The following is a 19319-nucleotide window of genomic DNA, read 5'->3' as shown; positions in this document are numbered from 1 at the left end:
ATGACGTATGACACTGACGACGACATCATCGATCGCGTTGCCGACCTGGCGCCCGACTCGGCCACTCGTGCATTGCGGTACCAGCGCGCCAAGGTGGTGGAAGCGACGCAGGGCAGCTACGACGCGCTGTTCGACCCCGCGCTGGAAGGCCTCACGCTGGTCGAGCGGCTGCTCGTCGCGCTCTACGCGAGCCGCCTCGCGCCCTCGCCGGCGCTCGCTGTCCACTACCGCGCCGAACTGGCCGCACACGAAGTCGATGCGGCGACGCTCGCCGCCGTGGGAACGGGCGCGCCCGAGGATCTCTCTGCGCCGCGCCTGCGCGCGATCCTCGCATTCACGCGCACGCTGATCGAAAATCCGGTAGCTGGCGACAAGGCCGCGCTGCAGACGCTGCCCGCCGCCGGCTTGACGACGCCGGCCGTCGTCGCGCTCGCGCAGCTGATCGCCTTTCTGTCGTACCAGACGCGCCTCGTCGCGGGTCTGCAAGCCCTCAAGCAGCTGGAGCGCGCATCATGACCGACATTATCCGTTCGCATGGCTTCACGAACGAATCGCTGGAATGGGACGCGTGGCTCGACGTCGTCGACCTCGACCAGGCCACCACGGGTCAAATCGCCGTTCTCGAGGAAAGCCACCCTAAGGCAAAAGTGTCGGATTACTACCGGTTTCTCGTGCATCAGCCAGAAATCCTGCGACAGCGTTCCGCCGCGTTCAACGCGATCATGTACGCGCCCGGCGGCTTGCCTCGCGCGGAACGGGAACTTTCGACCACCGTGGTTTCGCGGCTCAACGGCTGTGTGTATTGCGCGTCGGTGCACGCTCAGCGTTTCGAGCAGCTCGCCAAGCGCAACGACGTAATCAGGCAGGTGTTCGCCGATCCTCGCAGCGCCGGCACGACAACGCGCGAGGAGGCGATCGCCCGCTTCTCGGCCGCGCTGACCGAGCACCCGAACGAGATCGAGGCGACCCAGTTGCGCGCATTGCGCGAGGCAGGCCTAACGGACGCCGAAATTCTCGACCTGATCCATTCGATTGCCATTTTCGCGTGGGCGAACCGGCTGATGCTCAATCTCGGCGAACCCGTATTTCCCGAGCAGACACCCGCCCCCTGACCGCACAACGCTGGACCGTCCTTCAACCAATACCCGGGGATAGCCGATGGGCACTCAACCTGGCATCAAGCCTGTAATCGTGGCCGCCGTGCTGGCCAATGCGATGGAGTGGTTCGACTTCACCATCTTTGCAGCGATGACGCCGATCATCAGCAAGCTGTTCTTTCCCGCCTCGCACGGCGCAGCGGGCGCGGATCTGAACGCGATCCTGCTGACCACGGCCCTCTTCGGCGCGGGCTTTTTCATGCGGCCCGTGGGCGGCGTGCTGCTCGGTCTCTACGGCGACACGTATGGCCGCAAGGCGGCCATGACGCTCGGCATGGGCATCATGGCGCTGGCCGCCGCGATCATGACCTTCGCGCCGACTTATGCAACGGCCGGTCTCGCCGCGCCGCTCCTGATGCTCGCGGCCCGGCTGCTGCAAGGTTTTTCGATCGGCGGTGAATTCGGCACGTCGACAGCGTTCCTGATCGAACTGGCGCCACCGAATCGCTCCGGCTTCTACGGATCGTGGCAGATGAGCGGACAACTCATGTCGACGATGCTGGGCGCCGCGCTCGGTTTGATGGTCACCCAGGTGTTCACGCCCGAGCGGCAACTCGCGGGCGCCTGGCGCATCCCGTTCGCGGTGGGCCTGCTCATCGCGCCGCTGACCATCTACCTGCGCCGCCACGCAAGCGAAACCTATGCGCGCATCCACGCAACGCCGCTCACCCGCGCGACGGAAGCGGCTGCAGTCAAGCGCGGACTGTCCGACTATCTGATCGGCATGGGCATGGTGGTAGCGAGCACCGTTACGTTTTACGTTACGTTCGGCTACACCGTCACCTATGCGAAGCAGGTTCTCAAGCTGCCCGTTTCGGAAAGCTTCATGGTGCAAATGATCGCGGCCATCGTCATGCTGATCGTTACGCCGATCGCGGGCGCGCTATCCGACCGCTACGACCGCAAGGCGCTGCTGATCGGCTCGCTGGGCGCCTACCTGGTTGCGATCTATCCGCTCTATGCGTGGATCGTGGCGGCGCCGTCCGTCTCCCGGCTCCTGGTCGCGCAGATCGTGATCGGCGTGTTGAGCGCGACCTTCCTCGGCGTCTATTGCACGACGCTTGCCGAGATGTTCCCAAAGCGCACGCGAGCGACATCGCTCGCGGTGGTCAATAACGTCGTTGTCCTGATCTTTGGTGGCTTTGCGCAGACTTTCGTGACCTGGCTCATCGTGCTCACGGGCTCGCCGCTGGCACCGGTGCTCTATGTGATGATCGGCGTCGCGCTCAGTCTCGTGGCCGTTGTGGCGCTGAAGCCGAGCCATTTCAGGCAGAGCAGCGCAAGCGCCGCTCAAACCACCGGATGATACGGTAGGCTTTTCCAGGTTGAAGGGGGGAAGTCGAGGATGTTGCGACTGGAGCGTGCCGTGACGCGCCCCCCTCACGTCACCTTCCTGTCGTCAAGATTCCGCCGCCGTCTGACTCCGTCCCTGCGTTCGACGTGTTCCCCACACGTTCGATCTGCACTTGCATCGACCGTGCGTCGGTCAAACCCAGGGTCTTCGCCGCGGCATAAGAGAGATCGATGATTCGGCCTTTGACGTAGGGGCCGCGATCGTTGATGCGCACGACAACCGACTTTCCGGTTGCCACGGATCGGACGCGCACGTAGCTGCCGAGCGGCAATGTTCGATGGGCAGCCGTCATTGCGCCGGTATTGAAGTGTTCTCCGTTTGCGGTCTCGCGCCCCTGGAACTTCTCCGAATACCATGAGGCCTCGCCGGACTGCACCACCTCGTGTCGCATGTGGCAGGTGTCGACCCTGCACGCAGCTTGCCTGGACGCAATCTGCCCGCAAGCTGTGAATAACACACAGATTGCGAAAACGCTCGTATAGCGCAGGGATGGCGTTATAGACCACATGTCAGTCAATGAGCGGTAGCTCAACTCTCTCAAAGATGTGGAGCATACCGCGTGCCCGGACGACATAAAATACTGGCAACTTTTCAGGTTTCATGCAATGGGCGCGTAAGTCCGACCCTCATTTCGTGCCAGGTCCCCCGCAAAGAGCCCCCTCGATTCGGAGGAAGGGGCTCGTCAACGCCATGACTCACTGGCCGAAGTAAATCGGCTTCATGCTGTCACCAGCGGTGGGCGCACCAGACGCTGACGCACCACCACCTGGCATCCCGCCGTATCCGCTCGCGCCGTTCTGCGCGGCCACGCGCGCTTCGGCAGCCTGGATATCAGCTGGATAGTTTGTGTTGTCGCCGTCACCCGGGCGGTAGCCAGCCTGTTCGAGCTGGATAAGCTCGGCGCGGACCTGCTCCGGCGTCACGCCGCTGTTCGATTGTGCGAACGACACAACCGGAGCAGCCAGGACGGTAAGGATAACGAAGGTTTGACCAAGGGATTTCATAATGAGCTACCTCTTAAGATTGCAACATAGGGTGCGACAAGGCTGAACCGATGCGCAGGCTCGATACGCTCTCGCAAAATTTTCCCGCGTCCCCGCTGGCCTCCATTACTTGACGGAGGCCTGATTCCCCGTTCGTTGTGTCCGCCACGTTGTTGTTTGCACTGCCCGGCGGCCTGCATCGAATCCACCTGAAGCGCAGGCGGCACCGTGGGTCCGTTGCCACCATTCGTGGTGATCGAAATTGCGCAGAAAATCGGCCCGTCGACGCTCACGGAGGTAGTGCGCCGTCACGCCAGCCACAGCGATCGCAAGCACAATCGTGCCGGCAACCATACCCAGCCAGGTTTGGTCCACGTCAGCCTCTCCGGTTACACCGCAGCGCTTCTGCGCTTCACGTATCGTTGGACACTCAACCGTGGTAGTAGCCGTCGCCGACGGAGTTTTCCAGCACGCCGTCGACATACACGCCGACAGGGTCGCCATCGGCGGATGTGAGAAGTGAACCGGGGTGCTGGCCGATGATTTTCATCCGGCCGCCCTGGAACCTGGCCATTTCCCGGCGATCGAGTTCTACAGACTTTTGAAGATCGCGGATGGTTAGCGCAGTCATGATGGGTCTCCTTGAGCAGGACGGCTGCAGGAACAGTCAAGCGGCCAGCCGCTTGCAAGACGTTATGCAGATGTCATGCCAGCCGGGCGCGATCCGCGCGGCGCCCGTCCCCACGTGCATCGCGATGATGCGAGTTGGGGCGAGGCCATCACTTGGCTGTGCGATGTTGGGCGATTGCCGACAGGTCGGGCGATCCGTCGGCGAAATGCCACCGCTGGCGGGCATGATGGTCGGCAAATGCTCGATCATCATGCTGCTTTCGTGGTGGTCTATCGCGCAGCGATCCGCGCATCGATCGCCGTGCGCAATGCACTCACCACGTCGGCCCACTCGCCGCGGCGCGTTTGGCGGAATAGACGCGCATCGGCGTACCACGGGCTGTCGTCGCGATTCAGTTGCCAGCGCCAGTCCGGTGTGAACGGCAGTGCAATCCACACGGGCTTGCCGAGCGCGCCCGCCAGATGCGCGACTGCCGTATCGACGGCGATCACCAGATCGAGTTGCGCGACGAGCGATGCCGTCGCCGAAAACGTCGTCAGGCGCGCTCCGGCGTCGATCAGCCGGCCGCGCTGCACGAGTTCGTCCATGCTCGCGCGGTCGCGCTCGCGCAGTTCTTTCTGCAGCGACACGAAGCGCACATCGGCGTCGAAAAGCGGCAGGAGTTCCGCAAGTGGCATCGAGCGATTGCGATCGTTCAGGTGCGTCGTGCTACCTGACCAGACCACACCCACGCGCAGCCGCCGATCGCCATTCTCTTCGGCGCCGATTATGTCGGACCACGACGCGCGCGCCGCAGCGTCCGTGTCTGCGTTGAGATACGCGCCCGAAGTCGCGAAATCCATTTCGCGCAGCGCGAGTGCGTGCGGCAGGCTCAACATCGGCACGTGGTAGTCGAACGCAGGCAGCGCGGACGAATCGCCTACTACGCTGGCCGCGCCCACCACGTTCTGCAGCAACGGCGCCAGCGTGTCCTGCACGCGCACGATTACGTTCGCGCCCTTCGCGTGCAGACGGTCGATGAAGCGCACGAACTGCAAGGTGTCGCCGAGACCCTGTTCCGCGTGCACGAGCACGGTCTTGCCCGCGAGCGGCTGGCCTTTCCATTGCGTCGCGTCGGGGAAATCGTGCGTCATCGTGCCGTCGCGCCAGCGCCATTCGTATTCGCGCCAGCCGTGCTCGAATTCGCCGAGCAGCAGATTGGTCTGCGCGCGGTTCGTGCGCGCACCTGCGTCGTTTGTGTCGATCGACAATGCCTTCTTGAACTGGCGCAGCGCGTCGTCGAAGCGATGGAGGTCGCGCAAGGCGACGCCCAGGTTCACGTACGCGGTGACGAAATTTGGCTTGAGTTCGATCGCCCGCCGATACGCGTGGAGTTCCTCATCGTAACGGCCCAGCGAGCCGAGCAGCGTGCCGCGGTTGTAGTGCACTTCCGCCGAACCCGGATAACGGCGCGCCAGGCGCGCGAGATAGGCGAGCGCGGCCTCGGCCTCCTCCAGCTGGATATGCGACATGGCCGCGCCATGCAGCGCTTCGGCGTGATCGGGCGCGAGCGCAAGCAGGCGTTCGTAGAGCGCGACAGCGTGGGCGTGACGCTGCGCAAGCTGGCAAATGCGCGCGGCCTGCTGCAACTGCTCGGGAAGCGTTGCGTCCGGTTGTGCTGCGCGCCAGGCGTATTCGGCGGCGCGCACGTAATCCTCGCGCGTAGCGTAGACAAAGGACATTGCTTCCAGCGCGCCCGCGTGATCGGGATTCGCTTGCAGGATCGATTGCAGGTCGTGCTCCGCAGCGTCGATGCGGCCGGCGGTGAAATGCTGCTTCGCCTGGGCGAGCAGTGCAACGATGGTGTCAGTCATGGGAACGCGGGGCGCTCGCGCGCGTATGCATGGATGAGGACTCAAGGTGGCATTTTACCTCAGCCGCGCGCGCTCAGTTTGGTCGCGCCACGTCGCCGGGAAACATGATAAGGCAGCGCGCAGTCGAATCGAAACGTGGAACAACGCGTATTTCTTCCCGTTATTCATCCACGGTAATAATCATGAATATCGATCGCAAGATGTTTCTAAAAATTGCTGTCCGAATGCAAAAAAAAGCGCGTTGCGCGCAGCACATGGTCGCGCAGAAAGCCCCTTGTTTTACGCGATATTTCGATCCTTCAAGCCGCCGATGTAATAGTCTGGAATAGGTAAGGAGCAATGTTAGACAATAATCGTGGCATGCATGCCACAATTTATGAAATTCATTCCGGGTATCGCGTTATGCTCCGCGCTCGCTCGCTTCCGGGCGAAAAACAAAGCAATGGAGTCACGATGAAAAAGAACACCCTATCCGCTCTCGCAGTCGCCGCAGCTTCTTTCGCCAGCGCCGCACACGCACAAAGCTCGGTTACGCTTTACGGCTTGATTGACGCGGGCGTCCTGTACACGAGCAACCAGTCGGGCAGCTCGAACGTGCAACAGTCGAGCGGCGCGCTGAACGGCAACCGTTGGGGCCTGCGCGGTAGCGAAGACCTGGGCGGCGGCCTCAAGACGATCTTCGTGCTCGAGAGCGGCTTCAGTATTTCGACCGGCGCGGCGAAGCAAGGCAGCCGCATGTTTGGCCGCCAGGCGTTTGTCGGTCTTTCGAGCGACCAGGCCGGCGCGGTCACGCTGGGTCGTCAGTACGACAGCGTGGTCGACAACCTGGGGGCACTGTCGCTGAACGGCACGCAGTACGGCGGCACGCTCGCCGCACACCCGTACGACAACGACAACCTCAACAACTCGTTCCGCGTGAGCAATTCGCTCAAGTACCAGAGCGTGAACTACGGCGGCCTCAAGTTCAATGCGCTGTACGGCTTCTCGAACGCCGCGGGCGGCTTCGCGAATAACCGCGCATACAGCCTCGGCGCCACGTACTCGTTCGGCGGCCTCAAGGCAGGTGCGGGCTATCTTCAGCTGAACAACTCGGGTTCGAGCATCAACAGCAGCGGCGCGGTCAGCGACGACGCCACCTTCTCCGCTTCGCGTCAGCGCACGTATGGCGCGGGTCTCAACTACGCCTTCGGCGCGGCCAACGTGGGCTTCGTGTTCACGCAAACCCAGCTGAGCAATCTCACGGCCATCAACTCCGCGAACGCCGGCACGACGACTTCGCTCGCGGGCAACAGCGCGCGCTTCGCCAACTACGAAATCAATGGCCGCTATGCGTTCACGCCTGCGTTCACGGTGTCGGGCGCTTATACGTACACGGACGCGAGCCTGGAAGGCGTGAATCCGAAGTTCCACCAGTTCACGCTGCAAGGCGACTACGCGCTTTCGAAGCGCACCGACCTGTACGCCGAAGCCGCGTATCAGCGTGTCGTCGATGGCGAGGGCAAGATTCACGCGGACATCATGGGCGTTTCCGCGTCGGATTCGAACTCGCAAGCCGTGGCGACCGTAGGTATCCGTCATCGCTTCTAACGCGACGATCGCTCGAAACGTGAGCGCCGCGCAAGCGGCGATCTGAGCACGGGCAGGCAGACGCGTTGGTGTTTGCCTGCCCGCGTGCTTTCCAGATAAGCCGAGCTGGCGCGCTAACACAAGCGATTATCGATCCATGCCCGCCGCGAGCGCGTCAAGCAATTCCCTGGCGTCTCGCAAGTCTGCCGTTCCGAAACCTTCCGTGAACGAGTCATAAACAGGGGCGAGTATCTGCCGGGCTGCATGCATGCTTCCCTCTTCCCCAAGAAGCGCCGCCAGGCTCAACGCCGCACGAAGCTCGAGCGATCTCGCACCCCGGCGACGAGCCGTTGCCATGGCTTTGTTGAAACTCGCCTGCGCTGCATCGCGCTGCGCGGCTGTGCCGGTGGAAAGACCCACTGAAAGCAGCGACAACTCGCCTTTGAGGCGGTACAACTCGGCTTCGTGATACCGTTCGTCCGACGTTTCGCAAGCTGAGATTGCGTCGGCCAGCGCATGTTGCCCGGCGTCGCGCAAACCCGCTTTTGCATAGGTTTCAGACAACAACGCCAGAAAGTACGAGCGGCCAAGGCGAGCGCCTGTCGCTTCATAGTCGGTGAGGCCCTGGCGCAGTTGCGCAATACCCTCTTCCTTTTTTCCTGCCTCCGATAGCGCCCAGCCGTGGAGCATGGTCGCCCACGCGAGAATCATCGGAAAGCCTTGCTCCGTCGCAAGGGCGATGGCGGCCTCGGCGCAGGCATAAGTTTGCGTGGCCTCGCGACGCAATTGATGAAGCTCGGCCTTGAAAATGAGCGTTTGTCCGAGACTGACCAGATCATGTAACGAGCGGGCGCGAGTGAGGGCTTGTTCGGCATGCCTTAACGCCCCGTCCGGGTAACCCATATGCCAAAGAACGAGGCCCAGGCTGCCTTCGCCCACGCTTCGCGGATCCCGCCCGTGCGCAAAGATTTCCTCATCGAGGTGCCCGGTGTCCTGCAGCAGCGAAGACTTCCCCAAGCCGGCAAGGTAGGCATGTGCGGATGGAAGCTCACCGAGCCTGAACAAGCTCATGCCAAGCAGATAATGCGCTTCCATGACTTGCGTGGGATTCTCAGCGCGCTCTGCCAGTTCGAGCAGCCGCTCAGCGATTTCTTTGGCCGTTTTGTATTCAGCGCTCAACTGATAAAACATCCGCAGCCCGGTTTGAGCGCGGAACAGATGCGGCGTTTGCCCAGCCAGCCTGCACAGTTCCAAAGCGCGCGAATACGTCGCCTCCACGTCGCGCGAGGCCCATCCTCTCGCGGCCATCAAGGCTGGCCCGATGGCGAGTCGCAACGCGAGTTCCCGATCGGCGCGCTCGGGCGTTTCAGGCAGGCCCGAGAGCAGATCCAGCGCCATGCCGAGTTGGCGAAGCGCCTCGGAGTTAGCCGAGCGCTGCCACGCCTGTTGACCGGCGCGATGCAAATACTCGACCGCTTTCGGTACGTTGCCGCTGAGGCTATAGTGATGGGCGAGCTCGTTCCAGTAGTCCTTGAGACGTCCATGGAAAAGCGCCTCTATCGCCTGACCGATGCGTTCGTGCAGCAGCCGGCGACGCTCGGCAAGCATCGAACTGCCTGCCACTTCCTGCGTCAACGCATGCTTGAAGCCATATTCCACCACTGGAAAAGCGGGCTGCTCGTAAATGAACTCCCCCGCTTCCAGACGTGACAAGCTCGCGTACAGTTCATCGTCGGACAGGTCGACGACACACTGGACAAGATTGCCCGGAAACGTCTTCCCGATTACCGCGAGCGTCTGCAACAGATCTTTGTCTGCGGCGAGCAGCCGATCGATACGCGACGCGAGCACGCCCTGCACCGTGGTCGGGATATGTAGCGCAGCCGGTGCCGCTTCCATTCGGTAGTGACCAGGCTCCCCCACGAGCACGTGTTCCTCGGCCAACGTTTGTACCACTTCTTCAATAAAAAACGGATTGCCTTCCGTTTTGTCGAGCACATGCTGCTTGACACCAACGAGCGTCCGGTCGTCGCCGACGAGCGCGCTGATGAGCCCCTGCGCATCGGCACGATCCAGTGGGTCAAGCAGCAGTTGCGCATACCCGGCGCGATTGCCCCAGTCATGCCGATACTCCGGACGATAGTTCAGCAGCAACAGAAGGTGCGCACTCGATACGCGCTCAACGAAGTAAGCAAGAAAGGCTTGCGTCTCGCTATCGAGCCACTGCAAGTCCTCGAACACCAGGGCGACGGGTTCGTTCGCGCTTTCGCGCACGAAGAGTTGCGTGATCGCTTCAAAGGTACGGTCGCGCCGAATTTGCGAATCCATTTGCGCGAGAGCCGGACCTGGTTCGCCGATCGCAAGCAGATGGAGCAAATACGGCACGCCGTCCTCGAGATTGCGTTCGAGGGAAAGTACCCGGCCCGTCACTTTTTCGCGGCATCGCCGTTCGTCGTCTTCCGAGGTGATCTGAAAGTAGTTCTTCAGCAATTCGATGAGTGGCAAATACGCGAACGACTTGCCGTGCGAGACCGAGAACGTCTCCACCACGAGGCACCCTTTTAGCGCCGAGCGTTTGAACTCGTGAAAAAGCCTCGATTTCCCCACGCCCGCTTCGCCGACTACGCCGACGATGCTGCATTGCCCGGCGCGCGTCGCATCGAGCGCCCTGCGCAATGAATCGAGTTCAGGCTCACGTCCGATGAACCGGGCCAACCCGCGCCGCTCGGCCACCTGAAGGCGGGTGCGTAGCACGCCCGGCCCCTGCACCTCGTAGACGGCAAGCGGCTCGACCACGCCTTTGACCTGTGTCTGGCCCAAGGCCTTGAACTCGAAATAGCCCTCGGTCAGCCTGTAGGTGGACTGGCTCACCAGTATCGACGCAGGGGTAGCAATGGCCTCCATGCGCGAGGCGATGTGGATCGTGTTGCCGACGGGGTCATAGTCCGCTTGCAAGTCGTTCTTGTGGATGGACCGCATGAGGACCTCTCCGGTGTGGACACCCACCCGGATCTGCAAGGGAATGCCGCGCTCGAGGCGAATGCGGTCGCTATGACGGCGCATCGCCTGCTGCATTCTGAGCGCCGCGTAGAGGGCCCGCTGCGGATGATCCTCGTGCGCGATCGGCGCGCCGAACAGGGCCAGAATGCCGTCGCCGAGCAATTTCGCTACAAAACCCTCGTAATGGTGAATGGCCTCCATCATCAACTCGAGGACGGGAGCGATCAGCCGATGCGCCTCTTCCGGATCCAGGCCGTATATGAGTGCCGTGGAGCCGGCCATGTCCGCAAACAACGCGGTAATGGTCTTACGTTCGCTGACGGCCTTCCCGCGGGCTTCGAGGGCCGCGTGCGCAGCGTGGATCTGCTCGGCCAGGTGCGAAGGCGTGTAATCGGCAGGGGAGCGGAGCGACGGCGTCTGAGCGACGATGGTGCCGCACTGCTCGCAAAATCTCGCGCCCTCGCGGCATTCGAAGCCACAATTTGTGCAGCGCATATGGCCCCTGATCTCGAGAGACGCTCTCGATGGCAACTACCATTAAAAGCTCAATCTATCGAGGCATCAAGCTGGCTCGCAAGCTCGTTTAAATCGTCTACCACGAAATCCCACGCCTGCTCCGCTTTCAGGTCTGTTTTTTGATGAGGACCGTGCTCGGTCGGCCGCACGACGAAAGCGGTCGAAAGGCCGAGCCGGCGCGCCGCGGCAAGGTCGCCGTTATGCGCCGCCACGAGGCACAGTTCGGCGGGCGCAAGACCCAGAATGTCCACCGTCTCGCTGTACACCTGCGGCGAGGGCTTGTAAGCGCGCACCACTTCGGCGCCGAGAATGGCGTCCCATGGCAGACCGGCGCGCCTCGCGATATCCACCATGAGCCGGATGTTGCCGTTCGACAAGGGGGCGATGATGAAGCGGCGCTTCAGGCGATTCAGCGCCTCGACCGCATCCGGCCATGGATCGAGGCGATGCCAGGCCAGGTTCAGTTCGTCGATCACGGCGTCCGTCACTCCGGCAATACCGCTACGGGCCAGCACCTTCACGAGGTTCTCGCGATGCAGAACGTCGAGGCGCACGTATGGCCGGCGTCCGCTGCGGATCTCCTCCATGGAAGGCGAATACTCGCGGCGCCAGGCGTCGGCGAACTCGAAAGCATCGAGGTTCGGCGCGTGGCGCTGCAGAAAAGCAGCGGCCTCCCTCGCAACGCCGCTTCGCCAGTCCACAACGGTGCCGAAGACGTCGAATACGAGGGCCTTGATTTCGGTCGGGTTCTTCATAGGGGGCGGAATGTGGCGTGGATCGGAACGCACATTGAAGCACTTGAACAGAATTCTCGCTGAGCGCTGCACCACTACCCGGGCGCCATGACCCTGCGCACTTCAGGCCGCTTCGGCTCCCAGTTCGCGCCCGGGAATCGCGGCAAGCGGCACACGCGTATACGGGTGGCACGGCGCGCGCCAGATGTCCTGATGGTCGCCGCTCTCGACTATGTTGCCCTGTTGCATCACGTGTACACGGTCGGCGATGTAGCGCACGACCGAGAGATCGTGCGAGATGAAGAGCATGGAAAGCCCCAACTGTCGGCGAGCAAGACCGCATCGAACTTCGCGCTTTCGGCAAGTTGCGCGACCCGCACATAGTGCGCCACGTCCACGAATGCGCGAGGATCGGCATCGGCAAGACGCCACGCCGATGGCACGAAACCCGAATGCAGGATATTGGCGTTCAAATGCAGGCGGCGCGACCCTACGGTCGCCGAAGCTCGGCTCATTTCGTGGATACTCCCCGGATCATGGGTTTCAAAATACGCGGCCTTCGGTGAGGTGTGTCGTCACGCCGTTCAAGGCGTAGTCGCCCACTACGCGCGCTTTGTGCAGGAGCGGGTTATGACTGAAGATCGTGCGCAGGTTGCGCCAGTGCCGGTCGAAATTTTGCACCCGCGAAGTGGCTGACGCGCCGCCGGCTTCGAACAGGCGCTCGGCCGCTTCGAGCGCCAGCTTGCTCACCACGAGTTGCGTGCGCGCCGTCGCCAAGGCGCCTTCCAGCACGAGCTGATCTGCGTCTGGCGCACCCGCGCGGATCGCATGCGCCGATCGGTCGAGCGTGCGGGCGTTCTCGCGCACCAACGCGTCGATCGCATGGCTGTGCGCGGAGAGCGTGCCGACGACCTGCTGAATGAAGGCATCCTCGCGCGCGGAGGGCGCCGTGCTGTGCAGTACGGGTCGCCCATGCTCCAGCACGTAGCGCTTTGCATCCGCAACCACATTGCGGACGATGCCCGCGGCCACCGCCACCAGGTGGAGCTGCCGCAGCGCGCCGCCATGACGGCCGGCGAGCGTGGCAAGGCCGCGTTCCGTGATCTCGTCCGCACGCACCAGCAGATTCTCGAACACGAGACTGCCGCTCGCCGTCATGCGCTGCCCCATGCCGTCCCAGTCGTCGAGCACGGTGAGCCCTTCGCGCCGCACCGGCACGATCGCCACCACGGGCTGGCCCTCGTCGTTCAGCACGCTCAGGCGCGCGTAGTCGGCAAAGGCCGTGCCGGTCGAATAGTATTTGCGGCCGTCGAGCCGGTAATGCTCGCCGTCGCGCCTAAGCGCTGTGGTGTATTCGCCTGGACGCAACGTACCCAGCTCGGTCGAGGCGCCCCCGAAAATGGCGCCGTCAATCACGCGCTGGATCTGCAAATCGTTGAACGGCGTGCGCGTCGAAAGCAGCAGCGCTTCGGTCTGGTCGTAGTGAATACGCAGCGCGTGCGCGAGATTGCTGTCGGCCGCGGCCAGCGTCGCGATCACGTCGAATTCGTCCACGAGCGAGCCGCCCAGGCCGCCCCATTCCACCGGCAACCGAAGGCGTCCCAGCCCTGAGCGCCGGAACACGTCGAAGCCCTCGAAGGGCAATTCGCGGCGTCCTTCGCGCGCCGCCGCTTCTTTGCCGATGTCATTCGCGAGTGATGGCAAGCCGGCGAGCGCATCCTGCAACGTCAAACTGGCCGCGCGACCGCGCACCGGAAGTTGAGTGGGAAGAGCGGACATGGAGTTTTCCTTTTTGTCAGGCCCGCGAATTGATTTGATTCTCGGGCGGCCACAAGGCGTTTTGCCAAGAGGAAAAGTATAGGGAGCGCATTGCCCGCGACTAACCACGGAATTCGAATTTTGTTATTCGCATGTCTGCGTTGGCCTGCAATCCGCGCAATCGGGCAGCAAGACTTTGCGGCCAAAGCAAATCACGTCTTTGCGCGGACCTGTTTCGCGATTCGTTCTTTGACCGTACAGGTTGCGGTGTCGGCCGGTATCAAGCACCTCTTCTAACCCGCAATACAAGCCGCCGCCGGGTCAATTCGACAGGGGCGGCCCGATCGTCCACCCTGTTGGACAAAGAGGTGTTCCTTTGGACGCGCACGCGCATCCGCCCTACGATGCGTGTCGCCACGCTCACTCCGGAATGCCTGCCATGTCCTCAACATCCGCTTATCTTCCGCACGATCTAGATAGCGCGCTGCTCGTCGGCCGCGTCTGGCGGCCCACCCCGGAGGGCGACGGACCCTGCGTCGTCGTCGTGCGCGGCGGTATGGTCTTCGATATTTCGCAGGTGGCGCCTACCACGGCCGACTTGTTCGATTACGACGATCTGCTCGATGTCGTGCGGCATACGCCCGGCGAGCCGCTCGGCACGGCCGAGGCGCTGCTCGAACACAGCTTCGCGGGCGATCGCCCGGCGGACCGCCCCTGGCTGCTCGCGCCGTGTGACCTGCAGGCAATCAAGGCCTGCGGGGTGACCTTCGCGGTGAGTCTTCTCGAGCGGGTCATCGAAGAGCAGGCAGGCGGCGATCCTGCCAAAGCGCAGGACGTCCGTGCGGAAATCACGAAACTGATCGGCGCCGATCTTTCGAAAATCAAGCCGGGTTCTGAGGCCGCGATCAATCTGAAGGAAGAACTTCAGCGGCGTGGCGCGTGGTCGCAATACATGGAGGTCGGCATCGGTCCGGACGCCGAGGTGTTCTCGAAGTCCCAGCCGATGTCCGCCGTGGGCTTCGGCGCCGATATCGGCCTGCATCCCGCCTCTGCGTGGAACAACCCCGAGCCCGAGATCGTTCTTGCGGTCAACAGCCGCGGCGACGTGGTCGGGGCGACGCTCGGCAACGACGTCAATCTGCGCGATATCGAAGGCCGCTCCGCCCTGCTGCTCGGCAAATGCAAGGACAACAACGGCTCATGCGCGATCGGCCCGTTCATTCGTTTATTCGACGAAGGCTTCACGCTCGATACGGTTCGCGCCACCAGCGTCTCGCTTCGCGTGGAAGGCACGGACGACGCCTTCCTGCTCGAAGGCGTGAGCCACATGCGGGAAATCAGCCGCGACCCGCTCGATCTCGTTTCGCAGGCATGGGGCCGCCACCATCAGTATCCGGACGGTTTCATGCTGTTCCTCGGCACGATGTTCTCGCCGATCAAGGACCGCGACGCGCCCGGCGGCGGCTTCACGCATCACCTCGGCGACCGGGTCACGATCAGCGCGCCGCCGCTTGGCGCCATCGTCAACACCGTGCGCCTTTGCACCGAAATCGAACCGTGGACGTTCGGCGTGCGCGCCCTTTATACCAATCTCGCCGAGCGCGGTCTCTTTTAACCCGGAGTGAATACGTAATGCAGACAGAAAATCACGTGGCGACCGCGCCGTTCGCGCATATCGACGAAGCCGCCGCGCTCGCGCAGGAAGCACAGGCCCTTTACGGCGCGGCTTCGCGCGCCGTGCGCAGCGCCCTGCTGCGCGGTCTCGCCGACGCGCTCGAGAGCGACGCCGCCCAGCTCGTCGCCATCGCGGACGAAGAAACGTCGCTTGGCGCCGCGCGTTTGAACGGCGAACTCGCGCGCACCGCGTTTCAGCTGCGCGGCTTCGCCGAGCGCGTGGAAGCAGGCATCGCCAATCGCCAGGTCGACGACGCGGCTGTGCCCGGCGCGCCGCCCGCAGGCCGCCCGCATCTCACGCGCGTGCAGGTGCCGCTCGGGCCTGTCGCGATGTTCTCGGCGAGCAATTTCCCGTTTGCTTTCTCGGTGCTCGGCGGCGATACGGCCTCTGCACTCGCTGCGGGTTGCACCGTGATCGTCAAGCCGCACTCGGGCCATCCCGAACTGTCGCGCCGCGTGCATGCGCTCGCCGCGCGTGTGCTGCGCGAACAGGGCTTGCCCGAAGGCGTGATCGCGTTCGTCGATCAGGCTTCGCGCGAAGCGGCCGTGCATCTCGTCGGTCATGCCGATGTCGCGGCGGTCGCGTTCACGGGCTCGTATCAAGGCGGTGTGGCCCTGTGGCGCGCGGCCAATGCGCGTCGCCGGCCGATTCCCTTCTATGGCGAACTTGGTTCGATCAATCCGCTCGTCGTGCTGCCGCAAGCGCTGGCGGAAGGCGTCGATACGCCCGCTGCGACACTCGCCGCCTCGATAACGATGGGCTGCGGGCAGTTCTGCACGAGCCCGGGGTTGATCGTCGTGCGCGACGACGAAAACGGCGAGCACTTCGCCGAGGCGCTGGCGCAAGCTCTGTCCACGCAAAAGCCGCATGCCATGCTCACGACCGCCATGCGCCGCGGTTTCGAAAGCGCCGCCGCGCATATCGCGAGCCAGGTGGGCGTACGCGTGCGTCTCGCCGCGCCGGCACAGGACGAAGAGGCCGCCGCGCCCGCGCCGCGTCTGTTCGAAACCGACGCGCAGACGTTCATCGCCAACGCGGCGCTGCACGAAGAGATGTTCGGCCCGGCGGCGCTGATCGTGAAGGTGCATGACGAAGCGCAGACGCTCGACGTGCTTGCCGCGGTGGAAGGTTCGCTCACGGTCACGCTGTGGGGCGCGCAAGCCGATACGCCGGCCAATCGCGCGCTCGCAGTCGCTGCGCAACATATTGCAGGTCGCGTGCTGTTTGGCGGCGTGCCAACGGGCGTCGCCGTGTGCGATGCGCAGCAGCACGGCGGCCCGTGGCCCGCGTCGACGCAGCCGCAAACCACCTCGGTCGGTTATGCGGCGATCGAGCGCTTCCTGCGCCCCGTTGCGTTGCAGGATGCGCCGCAGTGGGCGATTGCCGCGACGAGCGGAACGGCAACGGCATAAGGCGCCACGCGCACGATTGAAGCGGTAAAAAAAGCGGAGACCGGATTTCGAATTAGGTCTCCGCTTTTCACTTTCAGCCTTGAGACTTTATCTTCCCAGCGACGCCGCCCTTTTTTTGGGTGTATCTGGCGATCAAACCGCCATGCACAGGTACTTGATGACGAGATAGTCATCGATGCCGTAGTGCGACCCTTCCCTGCCCAGACCCGATTGCTTCACGCCGCCAAACGGCGTCAATTTCACGACTTCTTCGTCGCTCGAGAAACGGAACAGCGGCGCGAGCGGGCCGAACGTCTCTTCTCTCGCCACGTCCCGTGCCCGACCTTCAGCTCCTTCACGGCTGTCGCCAGTTTCGAGGCGAACGCTTAAAGCTTTCTCCACGGCCCGCTGGCGTCGATCGTGGGCGACGCCGATGTCTCGTGGATGGTTGGCCTCGTCGCGACCGCGCTGACCTACTACGTGTTCGCTTCGAAGGATGGTTCGCGTTCCCCCCGGCGGTCGCCGGCAGGGGCTACGGTTTCGGACTGAAGCGTGCCGCAGAAACGAAAGGGGAAGCGCCGCAGCGCTTCCCCTTCGCATTAAACGTGACCCACACCCATCAGTCGTAAAGCACCGCCGCAATCTTCGGGTCGCTCATATTAGTCTTGTCGTACCAGTAAAAGCCCGTGTCGATTTTCTTGGGTAGCGTTTCGCCCTTCAGCGCCTTCGCCGCGGAATCGACGACGCACTTGCCGATGCCGACCGGGTTCTGCGTGATCGCGCCCGCCATCAGGCCGGACATGATGGCTTCCTTTTGCTCCTTGCCCGAGTCGAAGCCAATCAGCACCAGTTTCTTGCCCGACTCCTTCACGCCGATCGCCGCGCCTTCCGCCGAGCCTTCATTGGCGCCGAAAATACCCTTGAGGTTCGGGTTCGCCTGAATCATGGCCTTGGCGATTTCCGCCGATTTCAGGTGGTCACCCGCGCCGTACTGCACGGAAACGATCTTGACGCCCGGGTGCTTCGTCTTCATCTCGTTGAGGAAGCCGTCGCGCCGGTCGATACCCGTGCGGCTCGTCTGGTCATGCACGATCACGCCGACTTCGCCGGCATTGCCGATCATCTCCGCCATCTTGTCGGCGGCGAGCGCGGCGGCGGCGAGGTTGTCCGTGGCGCAGGTCGTGAGCGGAATATCGCTGTCGACGCCCGAGTCGAACGCGATCACAGGGATCTTGCTGGACTGCGCGCGTTTGAGCAGCGGAACGGCGGCCTTGCTGTCGAGCGCGGCGATGCCGAGAGCCTGTGGCTTCTTGGCGAGCGCGGCCGAGAGCATGTCGATCTGCTTGTCGACCATAGCCTCGGTTTCAGGGCCTTCGAACGTGATCCTGACGTTGTTCGCCTTCGCTGACTGTTCCGCGCCGGATTTCACGGCTTGCCAGAACTGATGCTGGAAGCCCTTCGAAATGACTGGAATGTAGGGTTCCTCAGCATATGTCAAGCTCGACGCGCCCACGAGCGCGCCCACTCCGATTACGGCACTGATCAGTTTTCTTTTCAACATGACATTTCTCCTCCTAAGGTGGGCCATAGACCTCCAGCCGTTGAGGGAGCCTTGTTTTACTCCCCGTTCTTTCCGTGCTTCTTCCGTCTCCTCTTTTAACGCTTCTTGCGCCGCAGGATATCCGCGTAAACCGCGAGGATGATGATGAGACCCGTCACCACGATCTGCCATTCCTGCGCGACCGACATGATGCGCAGGCCGTTGGTCAGCACGCTCATGATGAAAGCGCCGATGATGGTGCCGAGTATCGTGCCCGAGCCGCCGCTCAGCGACGTGCCGCCGATCACGACCGCCGCGATGGCTTCCAGCTCGTAGCCCTGGCCAAGCGCTGGTTGCGCCGAGTTCAGGCGAGAAGCGATCAGCAACCCTGCAATGCCGCAAATCGCGCCGCCGAGGCCATAAATCGCAATCTTCCAGCGATCGACATTCACGCCGGAAAGGCGCACGGCCTCTTCATTGCTGCCGAGCGCGAACGTATAGCGGCCGAGCGCCGTGCGGTTCAGCGTGATCGAACTCACAATGGCGAGCACGAACAGAATCAGCACGGCGTTCGGTACGGGCACGCTGGGCAGGAAATAGCCGATCAGCGAGTCCTGCGAAATCATGTAGAAGTTTTCGGTGTCGGTGAAATAGATGGGCTTGTCGGACGAGACGACGAGCGAGAGTCCCTTGAGCAGCAGCATCATGCCCAGCGTGGCGATGAACGGCGGGATCTTCATCTTCGCCGTGAGCGTGCCAGAAATGGTTCCGCACACCGCTCCTGTGCCGATTGCGGCGAGCACGCCGATCCACATCGGCAAATGCCAGTAGGTCAGAAACACGCCGCAAATCACGGCCGTAAAGGTCATCAACGTGCCGACCGACAAATCGATCCCGCCCGTGATGATGACGAACGTGCTGGCAATGGCGAGCACGCCGTTCACGGCGGTTGCCTGCAGGATGCCGAGGATATTGTCCATCTGCATGAATGCAGGCGAAGCGAAGCTGAAAAAAATCAGCAGCAGGATCAGGCTGGCGAACGCGAGCATTTTCTGCAGCGCATTGGGCGAGAAAATACGCGCCTTCAGGCCGGACGACCGTTTCTGGTCGGCCAGCGCCGCAGTATCCGATTGCATAGTCATGGATTCGACCTCTTGAGGC

The 19319-nt window shown here is 62.8% G+C and carries 17 protein-coding genes and 3 pseudogenes; 6 read left to right on the top strand and 14 right to left on the bottom strand.

Annotation, left to right across the window (positions count from 1 at the left end):
* From M3I54_RS12135 to M3I54_RS12125, 3 genes are read left to right on the top strand one after another with little or no spacing between them, the layout of a single operon-like run.
* Complete coding sequence (locus tag M3I54_RS12135; RefSeq protein WP_254336103.1) at positions 1-516, top strand: CMD domain-containing protein; 516 nt, start codon at positions 1-3, stop codon at positions 514-516.
* Positions 513-1112, top strand: a complete 600-nt coding sequence (locus tag M3I54_RS12130; RefSeq protein WP_254336100.1) for a peroxidase-related enzyme — start codon at positions 513-515, stop codon at positions 1110-1112. Before M3I54_RS12135 ends, M3I54_RS12130 begins: the two co-directional genes overlap by 4 nt.
* A 46-nt stretch (positions 1113-1158) precedes the next feature.
* Positions 1159-2463 carry an MFS transporter gene (locus M3I54_RS12125; protein WP_254336098.1) on the top strand — a complete coding sequence of 435 codons (1305 nt, stop codon included), beginning with the start codon at positions 1159-1161 and terminating at the stop codon, positions 2461-2463.
* 79 nt (positions 2464-2542) lie between these two features.
* On the opposite strand, the gene M3I54_RS12120 is transcribed toward M3I54_RS12125, so the two are convergent.
* The 6 genes from M3I54_RS12120 to M3I54_RS12095 form a co-directional block, all read right to left on the bottom strand.
* Positions 2543-2902 (bottom strand): septal ring lytic transglycosylase RlpA family protein, encoded by a 360-nt coding sequence (locus M3I54_RS12120; protein ID WP_254336096.1) that lies wholly within the window; start codon positions 2900-2902, stop codon positions 2543-2545.
* Between the two features lie 304 nt (positions 2903-3206).
* Entirely contained in the window at positions 3207-3515 is a 309-nt protein-coding gene (locus M3I54_RS12115; RefSeq protein WP_254336094.1) for a DUF4148 domain-containing protein, read from the bottom strand.
* Between the two features lie 105 nt (positions 3516-3620).
* Complete coding sequence (locus M3I54_RS12110; RefSeq protein ID WP_254336093.1) at positions 3621-3869, bottom strand: hypothetical protein; 249 nt, start codon at positions 3867-3869, stop codon at positions 3621-3623.
* Positions 3870-3924: 55 nt separating this feature from the next.
* On the bottom strand, positions 3925-4125 hold the full coding sequence (locus M3I54_RS12105) for a hypothetical protein (protein WP_254336092.1): 201 nt from the start codon (positions 4123-4125) through the stop codon (positions 3925-3927).
* Positions 4126-4161: 36 nt separating this feature from the next.
* Positions 4162-4377, bottom strand: a complete 216-nt coding sequence (locus M3I54_RS12100; RefSeq protein WP_254336091.1) for a hypothetical protein — start codon at positions 4375-4377, stop codon at positions 4162-4164.
* A gap of 17 nt (positions 4378-4394) precedes the next feature.
* Positions 4395-5978: a tetratricopeptide repeat protein gene (locus tag M3I54_RS12095; RefSeq protein WP_254336090.1), complete on the bottom strand. Its 1584-nt coding sequence runs from the start codon at positions 5976-5978 to the stop codon at positions 4395-4397.
* A gap of 453 nt (positions 5979-6431) precedes the next feature.
* On the opposite strand from M3I54_RS12095, the gene M3I54_RS12090 reads away from it, so the two are divergent.
* Positions 6432-7565 carry a porin gene (locus tag M3I54_RS12090; protein WP_254336089.1) on the top strand — a complete coding sequence of 378 codons (1134 nt, stop codon included), beginning with the start codon at positions 6432-6434 and terminating at the stop codon, positions 7563-7565.
* Positions 7566-7691: 126 nt separating this feature from the next.
* Here M3I54_RS12090 and M3I54_RS12085 read toward each other — a convergent pair whose 3' ends face one another.
* From M3I54_RS12085 to M3I54_RS12065, 5 genes and pseudogenes are all read right to left on the bottom strand, one after another.
* The gene (locus tag M3I54_RS12085) at positions 7692-11039 is read right to left on the bottom strand and encodes an AAA family ATPase (protein WP_254336223.1); all 3348 of its coding nucleotides are present in this window, start codon (positions 11037-11039) and stop codon (positions 7692-7694) included.
* A gap of 50 nt (positions 11040-11089) precedes the next feature.
* Positions 11090-11815, bottom strand: a complete 726-nt coding sequence (locus M3I54_RS12080) for a haloacid dehalogenase type II (RefSeq protein WP_254336087.1) — start codon at positions 11813-11815, stop codon at positions 11090-11092.
* Positions 11816-11917: 102 nt separating this feature from the next.
* Positions 11918-12124 (bottom strand): annotated as a pseudogene (locus tag M3I54_RS12075) (glutathione ABC transporter ATP-binding protein GsiA); the annotation flags it as partial.
* A pseudogene (locus M3I54_RS12070) lies at positions 12115-12309 on the bottom strand (LLM class flavin-dependent oxidoreductase); the annotation flags it as partial. The pseudogenes M3I54_RS12070 and M3I54_RS12075, both read right to left, overlap by 10 nt.
* Positions 12310-12337: 28 nt before the next feature.
* Positions 12338-13573: an acyl-CoA dehydrogenase family protein gene (locus M3I54_RS12065; RefSeq protein ID WP_254336085.1), complete on the bottom strand. Its 1236-nt coding sequence runs from the start codon at positions 13571-13573 to the stop codon at positions 12338-12340.
* A 418-nt stretch (positions 13574-13991) separates the two neighbouring features.
* On the opposite strand from M3I54_RS12065, the gene M3I54_RS12060 reads away from it, so the two are divergent.
* Both M3I54_RS12060 and M3I54_RS12055 read left to right on the top strand, forming a co-directional pair.
* A complete protein-coding gene (locus M3I54_RS12060; protein ID WP_254336083.1) occupies positions 13992-15167 on the top strand; it encodes a fumarylacetoacetate hydrolase family protein in 1176 nt (391 codons plus the stop codon).
* 17 nt (positions 15168-15184) lie between these two features.
* Positions 15185-16639, top strand: a complete 1455-nt coding sequence (locus M3I54_RS12055) for an aldehyde dehydrogenase (NADP(+)) (protein WP_254336081.1) — start codon at positions 15185-15187, stop codon at positions 16637-16639.
* 132 nt (positions 16640-16771) lie between these two features.
* Here the strand turns inward: M3I54_RS12055 and M3I54_RS12050 are convergent.
* The 3 genes and pseudogenes from M3I54_RS12050 to M3I54_RS12040 all read right to left on the bottom strand — a co-directional run.
* Positions 16772-16951, bottom strand: a pseudogene (locus M3I54_RS12050) (aldehyde dehydrogenase family protein); the annotation flags it as partial.
* 286 nt (positions 16952-17237) lie between these two features.
* Positions 17238-18179 (bottom strand): ABC transporter substrate-binding protein, encoded by a 942-nt coding sequence (locus tag M3I54_RS12045; RefSeq protein ID WP_254336079.1) that lies wholly within the window; start codon positions 18177-18179, stop codon positions 17238-17240.
* A 95-nt stretch (positions 18180-18274) separates the two neighbouring features.
* Complete coding sequence (locus M3I54_RS12040; protein ID WP_254336077.1) at positions 18275-19300, bottom strand: ABC transporter permease; 1026 nt, start codon at positions 19298-19300, stop codon at positions 18275-18277.
* Between the last annotated feature and the right edge of the window lie 19 nt (positions 19301-19319).

Source organism: Paraburkholderia sp. CNPSo 3274 (assembly GCF_024206475.1).
Classification (GTDB): domain Bacteria; phylum Pseudomonadota; class Gammaproteobacteria; order Burkholderiales; family Burkholderiaceae; genus Paraburkholderia.
This window is presented reverse-complemented; position numbering and strand designations above follow the sequence as displayed.

Coding starts and splice junctions, on each gene's coding strand:
- M3I54_RS12135 (WP_254336103.1), top strand. CDS start 1: ATGACGTATGACACTGACGACGACATCATCGATCGCGTTGCCGACCTG.
- M3I54_RS12130 (WP_254336100.1), top strand. CDS start 513: ATGACCGACATTATCCGTTCGCATGGCTTCACGAACGAATCGCTGGAA.
- M3I54_RS12125 (WP_254336098.1), top strand. CDS start 1,159: ATGGGCACTCAACCTGGCATCAAGCCTGTAATCGTGGCCGCCGTGCTG.
- M3I54_RS12120 (WP_254336096.1), bottom strand. CDS start 2,902: ATGCGACACGAGGTGGTGCAGTCCGGCGAGGCCTCATGGTATTCGGAG.
- M3I54_RS12115 (WP_254336094.1), bottom strand. CDS start 3,515: ATGAAATCCCTTGGTCAAACCTTCGTTATCCTTACCGTCCTGGCTGCT.
- M3I54_RS12105 (WP_254336092.1), bottom strand. CDS start 4,125: ATGACTGCGCTAACCATCCGCGATCTTCAAAAGTCTGTAGAACTCGAT.
- M3I54_RS12100 (WP_254336091.1), bottom strand. CDS start 4,377: ATGATGATCGAGCATTTGCCGACCATCATGCCCGCCAGCGGTGGCATT.
- M3I54_RS12095 (WP_254336090.1), bottom strand. CDS start 5,978: ATGACTGACACCATCGTTGCACTGCTCGCCCAGGCGAAGCAGCATTTC.
- M3I54_RS12090 (WP_254336089.1), top strand. CDS start 6,432: ATGAAAAAGAACACCCTATCCGCTCTCGCAGTCGCCGCAGCTTCTTTC.
- M3I54_RS12085 (WP_254336223.1), bottom strand. CDS start 11,039: ATGCGCTGCACAAATTGTGGCTTCGAATGCCGCGAGGGCGCGAGATTT.
- M3I54_RS12080 (WP_254336087.1), bottom strand. CDS start 11,815: ATGAAGAACCCGACCGAAATCAAGGCCCTCGTATTCGACGTCTTCGGC.
- M3I54_RS12065 (WP_254336085.1), bottom strand. CDS start 13,573: ATGTCCGCTCTTCCCACTCAACTTCCGGTGCGCGGTCGCGCGGCCAGT.
- M3I54_RS12060 (WP_254336083.1), top strand. CDS start 13,992: ATGTCCTCAACATCCGCTTATCTTCCGCACGATCTAGATAGCGCGCTG.
- M3I54_RS12055 (WP_254336081.1), top strand. CDS start 15,185: ATGCAGACAGAAAATCACGTGGCGACCGCGCCGTTCGCGCATATCGAC.
- M3I54_RS12045 (WP_254336079.1), bottom strand. CDS start 18,179: ATGTTGAAAAGAAAACTGATCAGTGCCGTAATCGGAGTGGGCGCGCTC.
- M3I54_RS12040 (WP_254336077.1), bottom strand. CDS start 19,300: ATGACTATGCAATCGGATACTGCGGCGCTGGCCGACCAGAAACGGTCG.